Source organism: Natronorubrum halobium, assembly GCF_051351675.1.
Lineage (GTDB): Archaea > Halobacteriota > Halobacteria > Halobacteriales > Natrialbaceae > Natronorubrum.
On record NZ_CP195595.1, the window covers coordinates 78,278 to 95,316 of the forward strand.

Annotated in this window: 13 protein-coding genes; 8 read left to right on the top strand and 5 right to left on the bottom strand. The window is 64.2% G+C overall.

The genetic code is table 11. The annotated features are described in order from the left end of the window. Positions 1–16: 16 nt before the first annotated feature. Complete coding sequence (locus ACSFC7_RS00355) at positions 17–796, top strand: hypothetical protein (RefSeq protein WP_436345716.1); 780 nt, start codon at positions 17–19, stop codon at positions 794–796. Between the two features lie 7 nt (positions 797–803). Here ACSFC7_RS00355 and ACSFC7_RS00360 read toward each other — a convergent pair whose 3' ends face one another. Next, a complete protein-coding gene (locus tag ACSFC7_RS00360; protein ID WP_436345718.1) occupies positions 804–1,154 on the bottom strand; it encodes a hypothetical protein in 351 nt (116 codons plus the stop codon). Between the two features lie 27 nt (positions 1,155–1,181). Next, complete coding sequence (locus ACSFC7_RS00365) at positions 1,182–2,063, bottom strand: homoserine kinase (protein ID WP_436345720.1); 882 nt, start codon at positions 2,061–2,063, stop codon at positions 1,182–1,184. A 159-nt stretch (positions 2,064–2,222) separates the two neighbouring features. Here ACSFC7_RS00365 and ACSFC7_RS00370 point away from each other — a divergent pair, with 159 nt between their 5' ends. Continuing rightward, positions 2,223–3,587, top strand: coding sequence for an FAD-dependent oxidoreductase (locus ACSFC7_RS00370; protein WP_436345722.1), 1,365 nt, complete (start codon positions 2,223–2,225; stop codon positions 3,585–3,587). Positions 3,588–3,699: 112 nt separating this feature from the next. Here ACSFC7_RS00370 and ACSFC7_RS00375 read toward each other — a convergent pair whose 3' ends face one another. Then, the gene (locus ACSFC7_RS00375; protein WP_436345724.1) at positions 3,700–7,029 is read right to left on the bottom strand and encodes a methyl-accepting chemotaxis protein; all 3,330 of its coding nucleotides are present in this window, start codon (positions 7,027–7,029) and stop codon (positions 3,700–3,702) included. Between the two features lie 385 nt (positions 7,030–7,414). Here ACSFC7_RS00375 and ACSFC7_RS00380 point away from each other — a divergent pair, with 385 nt between their 5' ends. The 3 genes from ACSFC7_RS00380 (at position 7,415) to ACSFC7_RS00390 (ending at position 11,832) form a co-directional block, all read left to right on the top strand. After that, positions 7,415–8,632: an ABC transporter substrate-binding protein gene (locus ACSFC7_RS00380; protein ID WP_436348038.1), complete on the top strand. Its 1,218-nt coding sequence runs from the start codon at positions 7,415–7,417 to the stop codon at positions 8,630–8,632. A 240-nt stretch (positions 8,633–8,872) separates the two neighbouring features. Further along, the gene (locus ACSFC7_RS00385) at positions 8,873–10,249 is read left to right on the top strand and encodes an ABC transporter substrate-binding protein (protein ID WP_436345726.1); all 1,377 of its coding nucleotides are present in this window, start codon (positions 8,873–8,875) and stop codon (positions 10,247–10,249) included. Positions 10,250–10,482: 233 nt separating this feature from the next. Beyond that, a complete protein-coding gene (locus ACSFC7_RS00390; RefSeq protein ID WP_436345727.1) occupies positions 10,483–11,832 on the top strand; it encodes an ABC transporter substrate-binding protein in 1,350 nt (449 codons plus the stop codon). Positions 11,833–12,016: 184 nt separating this feature from the next. Here ACSFC7_RS00390 and ACSFC7_RS00395 read toward each other — a convergent pair whose 3' ends face one another. Beyond that, positions 12,017–13,255, bottom strand: coding sequence for a polysaccharide deacetylase family protein (locus ACSFC7_RS00395; protein WP_436345729.1), 1,239 nt, complete (start codon positions 13,253–13,255; stop codon positions 12,017–12,019). A 148-nt stretch (positions 13,256–13,403) separates the two neighbouring features. Continuing rightward, entirely contained in the window at positions 13,404–14,057 is a 654-nt protein-coding gene (locus tag ACSFC7_RS00400; protein ID WP_436345730.1) for a DUF6149 family protein, read from the bottom strand. Positions 14,058–14,327: 270 nt separating this feature from the next. Between ACSFC7_RS00400 and ACSFC7_RS00405 the strand changes: the two genes are divergently transcribed. The 3 genes from ACSFC7_RS00405 to ACSFC7_RS00415 all read left to right on the top strand — a co-directional run bounded on the left by ACSFC7_RS00405 (position 14,328) and on the right by ACSFC7_RS00415 (position 16,958). Beyond that, positions 14,328–15,566 (top strand): NAD(P)/FAD-dependent oxidoreductase, encoded by a 1,239-nt coding sequence (locus ACSFC7_RS00405; RefSeq protein WP_436345732.1) that lies wholly within the window; start codon positions 14,328–14,330, stop codon positions 15,564–15,566. 157 nt (positions 15,567–15,723) lie between these two features. Then, a complete protein-coding gene (locus tag ACSFC7_RS00410; protein ID WP_436345734.1) occupies positions 15,724–15,951 on the top strand; it encodes a hypothetical protein in 228 nt (75 codons plus the stop codon). Between the two features lie 596 nt (positions 15,952–16,547). Continuing rightward, complete coding sequence (locus ACSFC7_RS00415) at positions 16,548–16,958, top strand: DUF7124 domain-containing protein (protein ID WP_436345736.1); 411 nt, start codon at positions 16,548–16,550, stop codon at positions 16,956–16,958. The last annotated feature ends 81 nt before the right edge of the window (positions 16,959–17,039 follow it).

Here is a 17,039-nt window from a genome sequence, read left to right on the forward strand (position 1 = left end):
GCCGCCTACGTTCCGCATGAGTCAGGCAACGTCTTCGTCCACGTTCGAGCAACTGTCCGAGAACCTCAAAACGGGAGCCGTCCGGCTACTCGAGGAAACCGCCACCGACGAGTCGGACGAGACGCTGTCGGCGACGGCAGCCGAACTCTGGGACGTCGTCGAGGAAGTCGAGGACATCCTCGGAACGATAGATCTCGAGAAGCTGCCGGACGTCGTCGAGGTGTCGGCGCTGCCGGACCTCCTCGAACTGGACGAACTCCCGGAGGCGATTCACGAGCGGGATCCGGACGCGGCGCTGGATCTCAGCGCGATCCGGCACGTCATCCATCTGCGAGAGCTCTGGAACACCGTCGACCTCGTCGATTTCCAGACGGAGCTACGACAACTGAGGGCAGAACTCGAGGACGTCGTCGGCCCGGATCTGCTCGACTCCTCCGGGGGCTCCGAGGCGGCAACCGAGGTCACGTCGTTCGTCGACGGGGTGAAACCGGACGCGGCGGATGCGGCGATCCAGCAGCAGGCGAAGAAGGCGGCGAAGGCGGCTCGTAACGGGGTCGTCGAGGGACACTCGACGTTCGAGACCCTGTACGAGTCGACGGGGCGCGGCTCCGGCTACGCCGGCCGAACGCCGGTCTCGAAGAATCCGACTGCAGTCTCGTCGGTGCCGTACGGCCCGCTTCCGGCGTCCGTCTCGACGAGAGTGTCGACCGTGCCGCGGGGCGTCCGCGGAGCGAAGGTCGATGCGCTCCCGCGGATCTACGGCCGTCGCTGGAAGACGGCCGGCAGGTCGCGGTGAGTCGACGCTACCACCACGTTCGCGGCGGTGGCACGAGTCCCGTCCGAACGAGTGCGAGAAACACGAGATACGTTATCGCTCCGCCGAGAAAGAGCGACAGCACCGTCTCCGGTGCGACGAGTGAACCGACGGCGACGACGAGCAGCGCGACGGCGACTGACAGTGCCTGTACCACGGACTGTTCCCAGTAGTATCGAACAGTCGCGACGTCTCGAGCGGCGACGAGTTCGAACGCAATCGTGCCCAGTCCGCCGACGGCGACTGCTAACGGCGACGGTGAGGCGTCGACGAGAACGAACGCGATACCGACGGCGACGAGAACGAGCAGCGTGAGTGCGGCGTCGGTTCGTGCACCCATCGTTGTGGCTCGAGTCGACAGGATCAGTCAGTCCCGGTAGAGCCGCGCCCCCTCGCCGACGTGGGTCTGGTAGGCGCGGCAATCGATACCGATCTCCTCGAACGCGTCGACCATCGCACTGGCGATCTCGCGCTGGTTTCGCTGGTGGCAGACCGCGAGGATCCCCGGACCGGCTCCGCTGACGGTGACGCCGGTCGCGCCGGCCCCGAGGGCGGCCTCGCGGACGTCGTCGTAGCCGTCGATCAGGGCGGTGCGTCGGGGCGTAACGATGGCGTCGGTCATCCCGCGACCGACGAGTTCGGGGTTGTTTCGGGTCATGCCGACGGTGAGCGTGGCGGCGTTGCCGACGGTGTCGACGACGTCCTCGAGGGCGGCGGAATCCGGGACGACCCCGCGTGCGTCGCGCGTCGACACCGACTGTTCGGGGAGGCAGGCGACGACGGGAATCTGCGCGTCGACCTGCGTGACGTCGTCGTCGGTGACGATGGTGAACCCGCCCAGAATCGACGGAGCTACGTTGTCGGCGTGGGCCTCGCCGGAGACGAGCGCCTCGCCTTCGGCGGCGATCGGCACGAGCTCTTTTCGCGAGAGTCCGCGTTCGTAGAGCGCGTTGAGCGCGACTGCCGCTGCGGCCGCGCTCGCGGCGGACGAACCGAGCCCCGACGAGGGTCGGACCCCCTTGTCGATCTTGATGTGGGCCGGTGCGTCGAGCGCGTCGGCGACCGCGCCGACGGTGTTCTGTTTCGGATCCTCCGGAATGTACTGGCTGCCGGCGCCGGTGATGGAGATTCGGGTTTCCGACGCGCGTTCGACCCGAACCACGTCGGCGGGCGTCCCGAGGGCGACACCGAAGACGTCGAAGCCACTCCCGAGGTTCGCACTCGTCGCTGGTGCCCGCACGGTGAGCATGCCGATTGCTTCCGAGACTGCAGGCAAAAAGGTAGCGGACCGCGACGGCCCGACGGTCGACCGATCCGATGAGGGGACGACGTTCCAGTCGAGCCTCGAGCGTGCAGGCGGACCGCTCCGACCGCAACGACAAAGGGTCGGTGCCACCCTGCACTCGATATGATCGGCGTCGTCGGCGGGAACCTGACGGGACTCGCTGCTGCCTCCCGACTCCTCCAGTGCGGCCACGAGGTCCGCGTGTTCGAACCGAGCGGCGAACTCGCCAGCACCGTCACAACGACGACCACCACGCTCGAGACGGCCGCCGGCGACCGCCTCGAGCGCGTCCCCGTCTCGTTCGTCCGTCCGAGAGACGAGGCGGCGCTCGAACTCCTCGCGGAACTCGGCCTCGCGGAGCGTCTCGAGTGGACCCCGATTCGGACGGCGATCTATTTCGACGGAACGGTCCACCCCGTCGATACGCCCTGGGAGTTTCTGGCCTACCCGCCGCTCTCGCTGTCGGATACGGCGAAACTCGCGTCAGTGCAGAGCGGGATCGATGCTCGCGACTTCCCGCGTCGGCGACCACGGATCGATGCCGACGACTCGTCGGCGTTCGCCGACGTACCGGCCGAACGCTTCGTGCGCGAACGTGCGTCCGACGCCGTCTACGATGCGTTCTACGGCCCGCTGCTCGAGGCCCGGTTCGGGTCCGCCGCACCCGAGGTCAGCGCATCGTGGGTGCTCGAGCACTGTCGCGGCGACCGGGAGCGGACTCGACTCGGCCGGGAGAAGCGAGGGTATCTCGCGGGAAGCACGGCCGTTCTGGTCGACGCACTCGCCGACAGTATCGGACGCGAGCGGATCCTAACGAACGCGCGCGTTACATCACTCGAGTGTGCGAACGGTCGCGTCGAATCGCTCACGGTCGACGGAGACGGCGGGACCGAGGGCCACGCCGTCGACGCCGTGGTGCTGGCGACCGATCCGGACCGACTCGAGCCACTTACCGGCGTCCGTCCGTCGACGACAGTCCGAACGCGCACCTGCCTTCGCGTCTCGACGACGGCCGAGACGCCGCTGACCGACGTCTATCGGGTGACGATGGCCGACGACGCACCCTTCGGGGAACTGGTCACCCACACGGCGCTCCGTTCGCCAGACCACTACGGCGGCCACCAGTACTCCCTGCTGGACGGCGGCGAAGCGGCCGCGGCCGGCCGCTCGGACGCCGCGATCGAACGCGAGTGGCTCGAGGCGCTGACGGAGCGCTTCGCCGGCTTCGACCGGAACGATCTCGTCGACGTCGAACTTACGCAGTTCCAGCAGCCGGTACCCGAGCGTGGAACCGCGAGTCTACTCGACCCCACTCCCACCGAACTCTCGGCGACCGTGGCTGTCGGCGTCTACGACGCCGGACTGACGCGGCAGCCACAGTTTCCGGAACGGCACGTCGGCGGCGCGCTCGAGGCGGGCCTGCGCTGTGGAACGGACGTTGCCGACGCTACCCAACAGCGTTCGACGCAGTCTCCACGCAGTAACTGAGTCTGAAAACGGCGAAGAACTGCATTTCGAGACCCGTCCGACGGATCGCCGTCAGCGAAACCCACCGAGGGCGATCGGGTACTGAGATTCGGTTCGGCTCGAGCGCGGACCGTTATTCGTCGTCCGTGTTACCGAACGTGAACACGTCGTCGTTTTCGGGTTCGTCGTCCGCGGTATCCTGATCGCCGCCCTCGGTATCGTCCGGTTCGGATTCCGCGTCAGCGTCTGTCTCCTCGACCGGCTCGAGCGGCTCTGCGGTGTCGCCCTCGAGCGACGCTTCCGCGCCGTCACCGAGTGGCTCTGCAACGTCGTCTCCGAGCGGATCGGCGGCGTCTCCGTCCGGCTCTGCGGCGTCTCCGTCCAGCTCTGCAGCGTCTCCGCCCGGCTCTGCAGCGTCTCCGCCCGGCTCTGCGGCGTCGTCCGCGAGTGGATCTACGTCGCCACCGGTCGCGGGTTCGGTCTCCGGCTCGGGGGCCGGCTCTCCAGCCACGACGTCGGCGTCAGCCTGTTCGTCGATTCCGAGGATCTCTTCGGCACCGAGTTCGGTGGCGTCACCGTCGGCCTGCTCAGCGTCGGCCGCCGACGTATCCTGCTCGGCGTCGGGTGCTGGTGCAGGTTCAGCGTCGGTCACCGGTGCATCCTGCTCGGCGTCGGGTGCTGGTGCGGGTTCGGCGTCGGGTGCTGGTGCGGGTTCGACGTCGGGTGCTGGTGCGGGTTCGACGTCGGAGTCCGGTTCCTGTGCCGACTCGGCATTGGACTCCGGTTCCGGCGCCGGCTTCGCATCGAACGCCGGCTCCGATGCCGGCTCGGCGTCGGTCGCGGCGGGCTCCGACTCGAGCGCGTCGAACGGCGACGCGGTCGTCGAATCGTCGCTGATCCCCGACTGGGACGTCGTTCCGGCCGGGTCGGCCTGGAACGTCTCGGTCGACCGTTCCGGATCGGAATCTGCCGTCTCGGTGGTTGAGTCACTCGGGTCGGCCTGGCTCGACTCGAGCGTGATTCCCTGTCCTTGGCTCCGTTCGGTCGTCCGGTCGTCCGACTCCGCCTCGGATTCGTCGTCGCCGGCATCGAACGCCGGCGGGTCCGGATCGTCGTCTTCGTCGAAGCCGAGTTCGAGATCCGAGCGGTCGGCGTCGGTCTCGAACCGGTCGAGCGCCTCGGAGAGCTCCGCCGCCTGTCCGGAGAGGTTCGACGCGGACTTCGTCACTTCGGTCAGGGCAGTGGTCTGCTCTTCGGCCGCTGCGGCGACGTTCTCGGCTTCGGAGGTCGTCTCCTCGGAGACCGTCGCCGCGTCGTCGACCATCGCGACGACTTCCTGCGTCGACGCGGCCTGTTCTTCGGTCGCCGCGGAAATCTCCTGGACGCCGACGTTGGTCTCCTGAGCGAGTTCCGCGATCTCTTCGAGCGCCTCGACGGCTTCCTCGACCTGTTCGCCGGCGTCTTCGATGTTCGCGCTGGTGCCCTCGACTTCGTCGGCGGACCGTTCGGTCCGTTCGCGGATCGCCTCGAGGCGGTCCTCCGCCTCGTCGGCCGCCTCTGCGACGTCTTCCGAGAGCGCCTTGACTTCCTTCGCAACGACGGAGAACCCTTCGTCGTCGCTGCCACTCGCGGAGCGAGAGGCTTCGATGTTGGCGTTCAGTGCCAGCATGTTCGTCTGGCGAGCGATCTCGGAAATCGTCGCGATCAGTTCGTCGATCTGCTGGACCTCCTGCTCGAGGCGGCGGATCTCGTCGACGGCGCCGCCCGCCTCGGTCTCGATCTCGTTCATCGCGGAGATCGCTTCCTGGGCGGCTTCCTGTCCGTCCTGGCCCGTGTTGACCGTCCGTTCGGCGATGTCGGCGACCTCGTTCGAGGAGGCGGCGATCTCCTCGGTCGTCGTCGAGAGCGCGCTCATCTCCTGATTGACCGACTGCAGCGACTGATTCTGTCGCTCCGCACCGTCCGAAATCTCCTGGATCGACTCGGTGACCTGCTGCGAGGCGGATCGAACCTCCTCGCTCGAGGCGGTCACCTGTTCGGAGGAGGTCGCGACGCCCGTCGCGAACCGGTTGAGTTCGGCGACGGTCCGCTCGATCTCCTCGAGCATGACGTTGAAGTCCGCCGCGATCTCGGCCATCGCCTCGTTCTCGCTGTCGGCGTCCATCCGAGCGGTCAGGTTACCGTCGGCAGCCGCCACCATAACGTCGCTGTACTCGTCGGCCTTCTCCTCGAGGTGGCCGTTGATCTTTTCGACCCGCTTGCGTTCGCGTTCGGCTTCCTCGCGGGCGGCTTCGGCCTCTTCGATCTGTTCACGGAGGGCGACGCGCATCGAGTCGAAGCCGTCGTAGAGGCGGCCGATGTTGTCGACGCGTTCGGTCTCCAAGTCGACGTCGAGATCGCCCTCCTCCATCTTGCTCGCCTTGCCGGTGAGGCGGTCGATCGAGACGGCCGTGTTCCGACCGAGGACGGCACCGATCAGGCCGATCATGAGCACGCCTGCGAGTGTCGCGTAAATCCCCCAGTCGTTGACCGTGTTGACGAACCCGTAGGCCTGGCTCTCGGGTTCGTGGGCCACGACGACCCAGTCGGTACCGAGAACGCGTGCCGAACTGACGACGTAGTCCTCGTCGTCGCTGAAGTCGTAGGCGGCAGCGTCGAAGCTCATCGCGGAGCCGGGGACCTGATGCGTGCCGGCGCCTTCGGTTCGTGCCGGTTCGACGATGGCGTCGGCGTTGTCGTCACCGTACGCGAGGCCGAGCGTCTCGTGGTCCTCGCCGTAGCCCTCGTTGTCGACCATCACGTCGTTGTTCCCGTCGAGGATCATCGTCGTGACCTCGGAGTCGTCGGCGAGGCGGTTCGCGTACGCCTCGAGTTCCGCCGTGTAGACGATCGCTCTGTCGTCCTCGTTGGGGACCGACAGGACGTAGGTCATCACGGTAACCTGCTCGTCACCGAGTTCACGGTCGACGGTGTAGGGCTCCGAGACCCACGGAACGCCCTCCGTTCCGGCGGCTTCCTCGTAGGCCTCGGCGGGAACGCCTTCGATCTCGTCGACCGTCGTCGGCTCCGCTCCGCCAGCGTCGAGGTTCGTACTCGCGAGTACGGTTCCCTCGTCGGTGTCGACGTAACTTATCGCGTGTGTGTCCGCATCGAGGTGTTCCTCCCAGTCGAGGAACCGATCTTCGATCGCAGCCGGTTCGTCACTGGCAACGACGTCGGACCAGGCGATTACCCCGATCGTATGCTCGTTTTGCTCGTTCCACATCTGGAGGTTCTGTGCTTCCTGACTGGCGAACGAGGTGTGATCGTCCTGGACACGATCTTCTACCTGATTCGTAATTCCAGCAGTCGCACCGAACCCGACCAACCCAACCCCCAAACCGAGTATCAATAGCACGATCCCGAACTTGACCGCGTATCGACGGCGGATAGCTGATGGTACCAATCGTCGAAAGACGTCCATAGATATAGTACGGGTGAGAGTGTTCCTACATAAATTGTCAGCCACAGTTATCGGAGCTGATAACTGAGGTTGCGCGAGAGGTGTACACTGTCCCCGGAAATAGCTGATCAGCTGGTCGAAATCCAGCTAGTTACGGATAAAATTTACGGTTAAGTAGAGTGTACCAGCCCATTTAACGAATATCCGAGAGAAAGCGGATTTTCGCTCACGTCGTTTAAACGCACCCGAAAGACTCTCCACAACTGTTAATAAATAGAGGGCGAAACGACAGGTCAGTATGACGGAAGATGGTTGCAAGGGAACACGTGATTTATCGACCGCGTCTTCTACTTTGGAGCGCCGTACACTCCTGAAGACGGCGGCGGGCGGGGCAGCGGGGGTCTCGTTGGCCGGGTGTCTGGGTGCGTACGAAACCGTCGCGGGTTCGAGCGACGAGGAGGAACCGATCACGATCGGGATACTGACCCCGGATCCGAACAGCGACTTCATCGGTCGGTCGATCGAGCACGGCGTCGAACTCGCCGTCGACCAACTCAACGACGCAGACGGCATTCTCGGTCGGGAGATCGAGACCGTGGTCGGCGACACGAACGGCAGCCCGCTCGAGGCCCGACGCCAGTACGACCGACTCGTCCTCGAGGAAGGCGCGGACGTGACGATCGGCATGTTCGCGTCCGAGGCGCTCGAGGGAATTATCGACAAGATCGCCGAACAGGAGACGGTTCACATCACGGCGGGCTCCGCGACGTCGGCCGTGAGTCGACTCGTCCACGAACGGTACGCCGACTACAAGTACCACTTCCGTGCCGGGCCGGTCAACGACGTCACGCTGGGTCAGGTGCAACTCGACTTTCTGGACGAAATGGGGCCCGAGATCGGCTGGGACTCGGTCGCGCTGCTGGCCGAAGACTACGCCTGGAACGACGGGGTCTGGGAGACCTACGAGGAGAATCTCCCGACCGACACGACCGACGTGACGATGTGGGACCGATACTCGCCGTCGACCAACGACTTCTCCGAGATCTACGACGAGGTCGCTGAGTCGGGGGCGGACGCCGCGTACATTTCGACCGCACACACCGGAACGGACGCGATACTGGACTGGGCGACGGCGGAGCGCGAGTTCGCGTTCGGTGGCATCCACGTTCCGATGCAGCTACCGGAGTACTACGGGATGGTCGGCGGCGCGTGTCGGTACGGCGTCGGCTACGCCAGTGCGACCGCGACGAGCGAGATGACCGAGTACACCCGGCCGTTCGTCAACGACTACGAGGAGTTCCACGACGGGAGCACGCCGGTCTACACCGGCTACATCGCCTACGACGCGGTCAACCTGTTCGCCGAGGCGGTCGAACGGGCGGAGTCGCTCGACAGCGACCGACTTGTCGACGAACTCGAGGAGACGGAACACACCGGGACGACCGGGACGATCGAGTTCTACGATCGGAACCACCCGCACGCTCACGACGTCGTCTACGGCGAGGACAACGTCCACCCGGTCTTCTTCCAGTGGCGAGAGGACGACACCGGGCGGGGAGTCCAGGAGACCATCTGGCCTCACGAGCAGGCGACGACCGAGTACGTCGACCCCGGCTGGCTCTGAAACCGGTTCGCCCGATATCGTCGCTCCGAAATACCGTTCTCGGCTGACCCGTGATCACCGGCACCGTTCTCGTCCGGCCTCGACCATCGAAGATACAGGCCGTAAACGGAGTTAAACTAAACAAACGTTCGTCTACATCGGCAATGATTTCCGTATTTCCACAGATATAGTGTAACTGATGGATTCCGTGATGTTTTCCCCACAAACATTAAGGAATCGAGGACCTTACAGTGACATGGTATGAATGAACGCGGGCGTCGTGACGGGGGCGAGTTCGGTGCGAACGTGCGATCCGAGACGCTAGACCGCCGTACGGTGCTCAAAGTAACCGCCGCCGGTACGACGGGAGTCTCCCTCGCGGGCTGTCTCAGCTCCGACGAACTGATCACTGGCAGCAGTAGCGACGAGGAGACGATCACGGTCGGGCTGTTGGCTCCCGGGCCCGAAAGCGACTTCGTCGGCCGGTCGATGGCCCAGGCGGCAGCGGTCGCCGTCGACGAAATCAACGACAACGGCGGAATCAACGGTCAGGACGTCGAACTGGCCGTCGGCGATACGAACGGGAGTCCGCTCGAGGCCCGGCGCCAGTACCAGCGGCTCGTTCTCGAGGAAAAGGTCGACGTAACGGTCGGGATGTTCGCGAGCGAGGCGCTCGTGAATATCATGGACGATATCGCCGAACAGGAGACGCTCCATCTCACTGCCGGCGCAGCGACCCAGATCGCGAGTCGGCGGGTGCACGACGAGTACGACCGCTACAAGTATCACTTCAGGGTCGGGCCGACGAACGACGTCGACCTCGGCCGGGCACAGATCAACTTCATGAACGATATCGCGACGGATATCGGCTGGGAGTCGATCGCGGTGCTCGTAGAGGACTATTCGTGGGCCGACGAACCGTGGGACATCTATCAGGAGCAACTCGCCGATACCCCCGTCGACGTCGTGATGGACGAGCGGTATCCACCGGCGACGAACGATTTCTCGGAGCTGTACGACGACGTCGTCGAAGCGGGTGCCGACGCCGTGTTCATCTCGACCGCACACACGGGAACCGATGCACTCCTCGACTGGTCGTACCCGAACCGGCCCGAGCCACGACCCCAGCCGCGGCCGTTCGCGTTCGGTGGCATCCACGTCCCGATGCAGGTTCCGACGTACTACGAGAACACGAACGGGGCGTGTCGGTACGGCGTCGGCTACTCGGCCGCGACGGAGGAGAGCGAGATAACCGAGGTAACCCCGCGGTTCGTCGAGCGCTATCACGACGCGTTCGACTCGTATCCGCAGGATATGGGCTACTACGCGTACGACGCAGTCGCGTTGTTTGCCGAGGCGGCCGAGCGAACCGAGACTACCGACGTCGACGAACTGATTCCGGAGCTCGAGGAGATCCAGTACACCGTTGCGACCGGGACCGTCAAATTCTACGATACGGATCACGTTCACGCGCACGATCGGGTGTACGACGAAGACGACGATACGACGGTCGGGATCTACTTCCAGTGGCAGGAAAACGAGGACGGAGAGGGCGTCAGAGAAGTGATCTGGCCCGAGGAGTACGCGACGAGCGAATACGTTACACCCCCGTGGGCGGTAGCCAGCGAGGACCGTTGACGGACGCTGCATCCCTCACGTCGATCCCCGTGCGGAGCATTCGGATCGAGGCTCACTCGAGTCACCGCCGGCCCGAAACTGCGGTCGTTCTCGCCGCATCGGCGATCCGACCGAAACGGTCGATAGCCGTCCGTAACCGTCGGATACCCGCTCCACGTTCCCTCACGTGCGAAAATCAGTTCTGATACTTGCCTGCCAAATATTATCATGAGGAAGTGTGAACGGGCCTCAATATGACCGAGCACGAGGGGCACCAGACGGGGATACGTACGCGGTCGAGCGTCCGACGACTGGATCGGCGAACGCTTCTCAAAACGACGACGGGTGCCGTAGCCGGGGTCTCCCTCTCGGGCTGTCTCAGCTCCTACGAAACGATGGTCGGACGTAGCGACGAGGACGAGTCGGTGACGATTGGGGTGTTGGCCCCGGATCCGGACAGTGACTATATCGGACGGTCGATCGTCCAGGCCGCCGAAGTCGCCGTCGAGGAACTCAACGACAACGGCGGTATCGACGGCCAAGAAGTCGACGCGGTCGTCGGCGATACGAACGGGAGTCCGCTCGAGGCCCGGCGCCAGTACCAGCGGCTCGTTCTCGAGGAAGGGGCCGACGTGACGGTCGGCGTCTTCGCGAGCGAGGCGCTCATGAACATCATGGACGACATCGCCGAGCAGGAGACGATTCACCTCACCTCCGGCGCGGCGACGACGGCGGCGAGCGGACTCGTCAACGACGAGTACGACCGGTACAAGTACCACTTCCGCGTCGGACCGAACAACGACTCCGACCTCGGACAGATGCAGATCGACTTCATCGACGAGATGGGGCCCGAACTCGGGTGGGAGTCGGTTGCGCTGCTCGCCGAGGACTACCAGTGGACCGAAAAGCCGTGGGAGGTCTATCAGGAGCAACTCGCGAGTACGGGTGTCGAAACCGCGATGGAAGAGCGGTACTCCCCGGCGACGGGCGACTTCTCGGATCTCTACGACGAGGCCGAAGCGGAAGGAGCCGACGCGGTCTTCATCACGACGGCCCACACCGGAAACGAAGCGCTCCTGGACTGGTCGTACCCGAATCGACCCGAGCCCCAACCCCAGCCGCGACCGTTCGCGTTCGGCGGCATCCACGTCCCGATGCAGTTACCGGCGTACTACGACATGGTCGGTGGCGCCTGTCGGTACGGGTTCGGACAGAGCAGTGCGACGGCGACCAGTTCGATCACCGATCGCACGCAGGACTTCGTGACGGCGTATCAGGACGCGTACGGCGGTTCGAACCCCGTCTACACGGGGTATCACACCTACGACGCGGTCATGCTGTTCGCCGAGGTGGTCGAGGAGGCGGGGACGCTGGACGCCGACGAACTGGTCTCGCAAATCGAGAGCGTCTCGTTTACCGGCGCGGCCGGCACGGCCGAGTTTCACGACCCAAGCCACGAGTTCGCACACGACCTCGTCTATCGGAAGGAAGACACCCTCTACTTCCAGTGGCAGGAAAACGAGGACGGCGAGGGCGTTCAGGAAGTCATCTGGCCCGAGGAGCAGGCGACCGCCGACTACGTGACGCCGCCGTGGCTCGAATGAACGCGGTGATCGGCGTCGGCTGGTGACGCGGGAGACACTCTCGGTGTTCGGTCCGACGCGGAACTGATACGTGTACCGACGAACTGCCGCGTGACTGACCGAGCCGACGACCCGTGTGGTGCCGACGAGGCGACTATTCATCGGAGCCGAACTCGAACGAATTCGAACGAACTCGACTCCCGAGCTAGAAGAGGTAATTCTCCTCGAGATCCTGCGGCAGGATGACGTCGAGTTTCCCCTTCGACTCGTACTCGTGAATCGTCTCGACCAGCGTCTCGAACGCCTCGAGGTCCTCGCCCTCGAGACGGTGGTAGAACATCTTCGTGATCCCGCTCATCTCGGCCGTGCGCTCGAGTTCCGTCTCGATTCGCTCGATGCCGGGTTCGCCGATTCGGGAGGTTAGTTTCGTATTCGTGGTGTAGCCCTGTACCGGTTGGCCGCCGGCGAAGCCGATCGAGTGGTACTCGTCGACGAGTTCGATCGTCGTCTCGTCGTACTGGCCGAACGGGTAGGCGAAGTACTCGGCGCCCTCCGCGAAGCCCCGGTCGACGAGCCACTGTTTTCCCTCGCGAATCTCGGCTTCTTGTTCCGCGGCGCTGAGTTCGGGGAATCGCGGGTGGCTGACGGCGTGATTCGCGATACACCAGCCGGCGTCGTCGAGTTCGTGGAGCTGATCGGTCGTCAGTCGCGGATCGCCGCCGACGTTACCGCCGTCGACGTAATCCGCGTTGACGAACGTCACCGCTGGGTAGCCGTACTCCTCGAGGATCGGCAGCGCTTCGGTGTAGTCGGTGACGTGGGCGTCGTCGAACTGGATCATCACCTTCCCGTTCTCCGGACGCGGCGTGAAGTGGAAGTCGTCGAACCAGACCGTCCGCTCCTGACCCTCCCCCACTGCGACCTGGAGGTGCACTTCGTCGACGTTCGCGGCGTCGAACGCGTCGTCGACGGACGTGACGCCGAAGTTGTACCGCATGATCGGCAGGTCACCGGTGACGGCGCGCCGATACACGATCGTGTTACGGTTGCTGTCGACCAATCGGAGCCACGGGACCACCATGCCGTCCGTCGCGAGCGCGACGCCGGGAACGACGTCCGTCAGTTCGCGCGACTCCGAGAACGTCTTCGCGAGCCGAGCGGACCCCGCCGTGACCTCGAGTCGAGCGCTCTGCGAACCGACGAGCGCCCGATTAGTGTCGGCCGTCAGCGTGCCGCCGGTAACGTCCCAGGCATCGAGGTCTTCGAAGTCGTCGTCGGTCCCCGCGGCGTCGGGGTAGTCGTTCGATCCGTTTCCGTTACCGGTCGACGACGGCGACTCGTCGTTCCCGTTCTCCGACTCCGAACCGAGAAATCTGGCGTCGGTACAGCCGGCGAGACCGACCGATGCTGACGCTGCGACAGCGAGATACGTTCGTCGCTTCATTGACAAAGAACACGTCAGCGGACACTATTGTTACGGACGCACTACTGTCTCCGTGGCTGGATAAATCAGCACATAAACTGTCCGAGAGTGAGAGGACGACCGGCCGACCGAGTGCCGGAACCACGACCCGCGGCCGTTCCGAGACGGATCAGTTCTCGACGTCGTCGTCACCGACTCCGACGGCCTTCGAGACGTCGGTGTCGTGGGGTTCGGCCTGCCCGTCCTCAGAAATCGAAGATTCCTGATGTGCTCGTGAATCGGCAGACGCCGATTCACGACCCCCGACGACGAGGTCCCCGTCGTCGGTTTCGACGTAGACGTCGTCGGCGAACCCGCTCTCGGCGTGGGGGTGTTCGGGATCGTCGAGTCGTTCGGGCGTCGAGGGCGCCTCGGGGAGCCCCTCCGGCGGCGCGAACTGGCCGAGCGGGTCGTCGATCGTGATATCCCAACGCTCGAAGAACTCCCGGTAGCGCCCGTAGTGGGTCTCGAGTTCGTCCGTGGGAATCTCCATCATCTCGGTCCAGCCGTGGTTGTAGAAGTCGAAGTTGGCCTGAACGTGGGTGATCTCGCGGGCTTCGGCCTCCGAGTACTCCTCCTGGAGCGCCTTCAGGTAGCTATCCATCGTCGCGTCGAAGAGCGCGTCGAGTCGCTCTTTCCGGTCGTCCGCGTGCTCGGGGTCGGCTTTGCCGAGGAAGATCTTGGTGTGCATTCGAACCAGCCCCGACGTCGCGACCGAGCGGACGACCGGCGTCTCGAGGGCCTTGCGAGAGGCGAAGTGGCGGGCGTTTTGCCGAAGTTTCATGTCGTCGTCTACGGAGTGGGGCCTCAATAACGGTTTGGCTACCGATGTATACCGGTCGGTCGATCGGTCGACGATCTCTGCCCGGTTCTGATCTGTCAGAGATAACAGCAAACCTTGCAATCTCGAGAATCGGAACGGAAATAGCGCAGTTCAGCTACCGATCGTTGTGATCTGTGGAATGTAATGTACAATCGTTGCGGTCGGTCCGCCTGCTGGGCGAAATAGACGAGATAGCAACCCACTTTAACCCGCATTACGAACGTTCCGAATATGACCCAGTACGTGATCATCGGTGACGGGATCTCTGGCAGTTCGGCTGCCGAGACCCTCCGGGAAGAAGACCCGGACGCGAAGATTACCGTCATCACCGATGAGGGGGAGCCACTGTACAACCGGATTCTCATCAAGGAACACGCCAAAGGGAAGCTCCCCGAAGCCCCCATCTCGATTCACGAGGAAGAGTGGTACGAGGAACGCGAGATCGATCTGTCGCTCGATACGCACGTGACGAGCGTCGACACCGACGCGAACGTCGTTCACACCCACGACAGTGGGGACATCCCGTACGACAAGCTGCTGGTCGCGACCGGCGGGACGCCGACCCAGCTGCCGGTCGACAACAGCGATGCCGACGGGATCCACCACTTCTGGACGTTCCAGGACGCACGACGGATCCGCGAGAGCGCCGAAGCGGCCGAGAAGGCCGTCGTCGTCGGTGCCGGTCTCCTCGGAATCGACTTCGCAGCCGTCTGCGGATCCCAGGGTGTCGAGGGCAAGTACCTGATGCGTGGCGATCGGTGGTGGCGCTACGCGCTCTCGGCGGACGGCGCCGAGATCATGCACGAAGGGATGCGAAGCGTCGGCGTCGAACCCGTCTTCGACAGCGGCGTCGACCATTTCGAAACCGACGACGACGGATACGTCTCCGCCGCCGTCGACCCGAACGGTGACCGCTACGAGTGTGACTTCGCCGGCGTCGCCATCGGGCTGACGTTCAACACCGAGTTCCTCCGTGGAGCCGGCCTCGAGCAGAACAACGGAATCCTCGTCGACGAGTACATGCAGACGAACCTCGACGACGTCTACGCGGCCGGCGACATCACGCGCTTCTACGATGTCCTGCTGGGCGAGCAGGCCCAGAACGGGTCGTGGGGATCGGCCAAGGAGCAGGGCCGCGTCGCCGCGGTGAACATGGCGGCCGACGCCGAGGAAGAGGAGTTCCAGTGGGTCTCCTCGTACTCGATCACCCACTTCGAATTCCCGTTCCTCTCCTTCGGCCATCCAACACTCGGTGACGAGCACGCCGAGCGCAAGTACAGCGACACCGAGTGGCGCCGCGTCGCGTTCAAGGACGGCAAGATCGTCGGCGGCGTCCTCATCGGCGACCTCTCGCCACAGAGCAAGTTCAAACAGCTCATGCGAAACCAGCGCGTCGTCGCCGACCAGGCCGAGGTACTCCTCGAGAAGCAGGTCGACCTCGACAACCTCGCGCCGGAACAAGAGCAGTAGCGACGACCGATAGCGGTCGATCGACGCCGTCGACTTTTCCTGATCCAGTCCGCCCAGTCGTACGTCGGTATCGTCCGCGGGGCTTCGATCGTCGTCCTGACAGCCCGCGCGTCGGTTCGTCCGCAACGGTTAAGTAGCAGCAAGTGATTTGGTAACAATGAACATGGAATCCAGCGACCTCCTCCAGCGATCGCTACACCTCGAGCGAGTCGAGTCAGTTACGGCGGACGCGACCGTCCGTCACGTTGATCAACTCGACACGGAGACACTGGACTCGTTTTACGAGGCGCTGACGGACGGTCGATCGATTCCGGAGGCCGACGTCGACCTCGAACTGGGTGAAGTCATCGTCTTTACCGAGAACTACCGCGTCACCCGCGCCTGATACGGACGTACCGATCGGGACGAATCCGCGACATCCGCCTCGTCAGATAGTCAGTCTAGCGAACGTGCCGTGCATTACAGATGCTTATTGAACGCTCTGTGTAGCTCAGAGATCGGGAAAACGAGTGTTCTGCAATTGCTGGCAGTGGTGAGTGCCACGTCCTCCCCAACCGATTCGCTCGCGCAGACTCACGGCTCGCGCCGTCTGCTCACGGCGGCAAAGCCGCCGTTCGCATGGTTCGCGGGACCGTTGGTCCCGCGCTATTCGCCTTGCCGCGGCGCGTAGCGCCGCGCTCCGCTCGCTCATCCCTCACACGGCTATGAACCGCGGCTCACTGTCCGTTCGCCGCGGCTCAGCGCGCGCCACCGCACGTGGTCCGGTCGGTAACGCCTTGTCCTGTGCATATCGTTACAGGTACGAAAACCGATACTCGATACCCGTCTCGACGGCGTTCGATTGAGCAGTTTCGGACTACCGTTCGAAGCCCTTCGATGACTTCTGTCCGATCGATGACTAGCGTCGTGTCGTCGTCCACCGTCCCCCAGTTAGTCGGAAGTATCGAAGCCGTTTTCCCCCGTGCGCGTCTTCGATACCGTATGAACGGCGGTAGCGACATGACCCTGGCGTTCGAACTCGAGGCGCTGAAAGAACTCGCGTCGCCCGAGAGCGTCTTCGAAGACGCCAGGGGCTGGACCGAGTACATCGGCGTCGTCTCCGAGAAGCCCACCTACGTGGTGACGAACTTCACGCGCAAGAACCGTATCCGACAGGACTTCTTCTCCGGCCCGCGCGGGAAAGCCGAGAGTCTGGAAGGTGTCAAAGACCAGTTCGACACCGACCGCTACGTCCTGATCGGCTCGGGCGAGGAAGACGAACAGCTCGCCGACGAGGTCGGCTGGGAGTTCCTCGCCGTCGAGGACGCCGCAGAGGCGGCCGACTGGATCGTCGCCTCGAGCGTCGACGACGAGGAGGACGACGCCGAGCCGGTCCGCGACGACTGGCCCTGAATTCGGCGCCCATCTGCGACCGATCGACTGTCGGTCGGAACGACCGGTTTTCGCCTTCTCGAGTCGTCGCGCTTATGCCCG

Excerpts from the sequence above, each read along its gene's own strand:
- ACSFC7_RS00405 (WP_436345732.1), top strand. The coding sequence starts at position 14,328 with ATGACCCAGTACGTGATCATCGGTGACGGGATCTCTGGCAGTTCGGCT.
- ACSFC7_RS00375 (WP_436345724.1), bottom strand. The coding sequence starts at position 7,029 with ATGGACGTCTTTCGACGATTGGTACCATCAGCTATCCGCCGTCGATAC.
- ACSFC7_RS00410 (WP_436345734.1), top strand. The coding sequence starts at position 15,724 with ATGAACATGGAATCCAGCGACCTCCTCCAGCGATCGCTACACCTCGAG.
- ACSFC7_RS00365 (WP_436345720.1), bottom strand. The coding sequence starts at position 2,063 with ATGCTCACCGTGCGGGCACCAGCGACGAGTGCGAACCTCGGGAGTGGC.
- ACSFC7_RS00390 (WP_436345727.1), top strand. The coding sequence starts at position 10,483 with ATGACCGAGCACGAGGGGCACCAGACGGGGATACGTACGCGGTCGAGC.
- ACSFC7_RS00360 (WP_436345718.1), bottom strand. The coding sequence starts at position 1,154 with ATGGGTGCACGAACCGACGCCGCACTCACGCTGCTCGTTCTCGTCGCC.
- ACSFC7_RS00385 (WP_436345726.1), top strand. The coding sequence starts at position 8,873 with ATGAATGAACGCGGGCGTCGTGACGGGGGCGAGTTCGGTGCGAACGTG.
- ACSFC7_RS00400 (WP_436345730.1), bottom strand. The coding sequence starts at position 14,057 with ATGAAACTTCGGCAAAACGCCCGCCACTTCGCCTCTCGCAAGGCCCTC.
- ACSFC7_RS00415 (WP_436345736.1), top strand. The coding sequence starts at position 16,548 with ATGAACGGCGGTAGCGACATGACCCTGGCGTTCGAACTCGAGGCGCTG.
- ACSFC7_RS00370 (WP_436345722.1), top strand. The coding sequence starts at position 2,223 with ATGATCGGCGTCGTCGGCGGGAACCTGACGGGACTCGCTGCTGCCTCC.
- ACSFC7_RS00355 (WP_436345716.1), top strand. The coding sequence starts at position 17 with ATGAGTCAGGCAACGTCTTCGTCCACGTTCGAGCAACTGTCCGAGAAC.
- ACSFC7_RS00395 (WP_436345729.1), bottom strand. The coding sequence starts at position 13,255 with ATGAAGCGACGAACGTATCTCGCTGTCGCAGCGTCAGCATCGGTCGGT.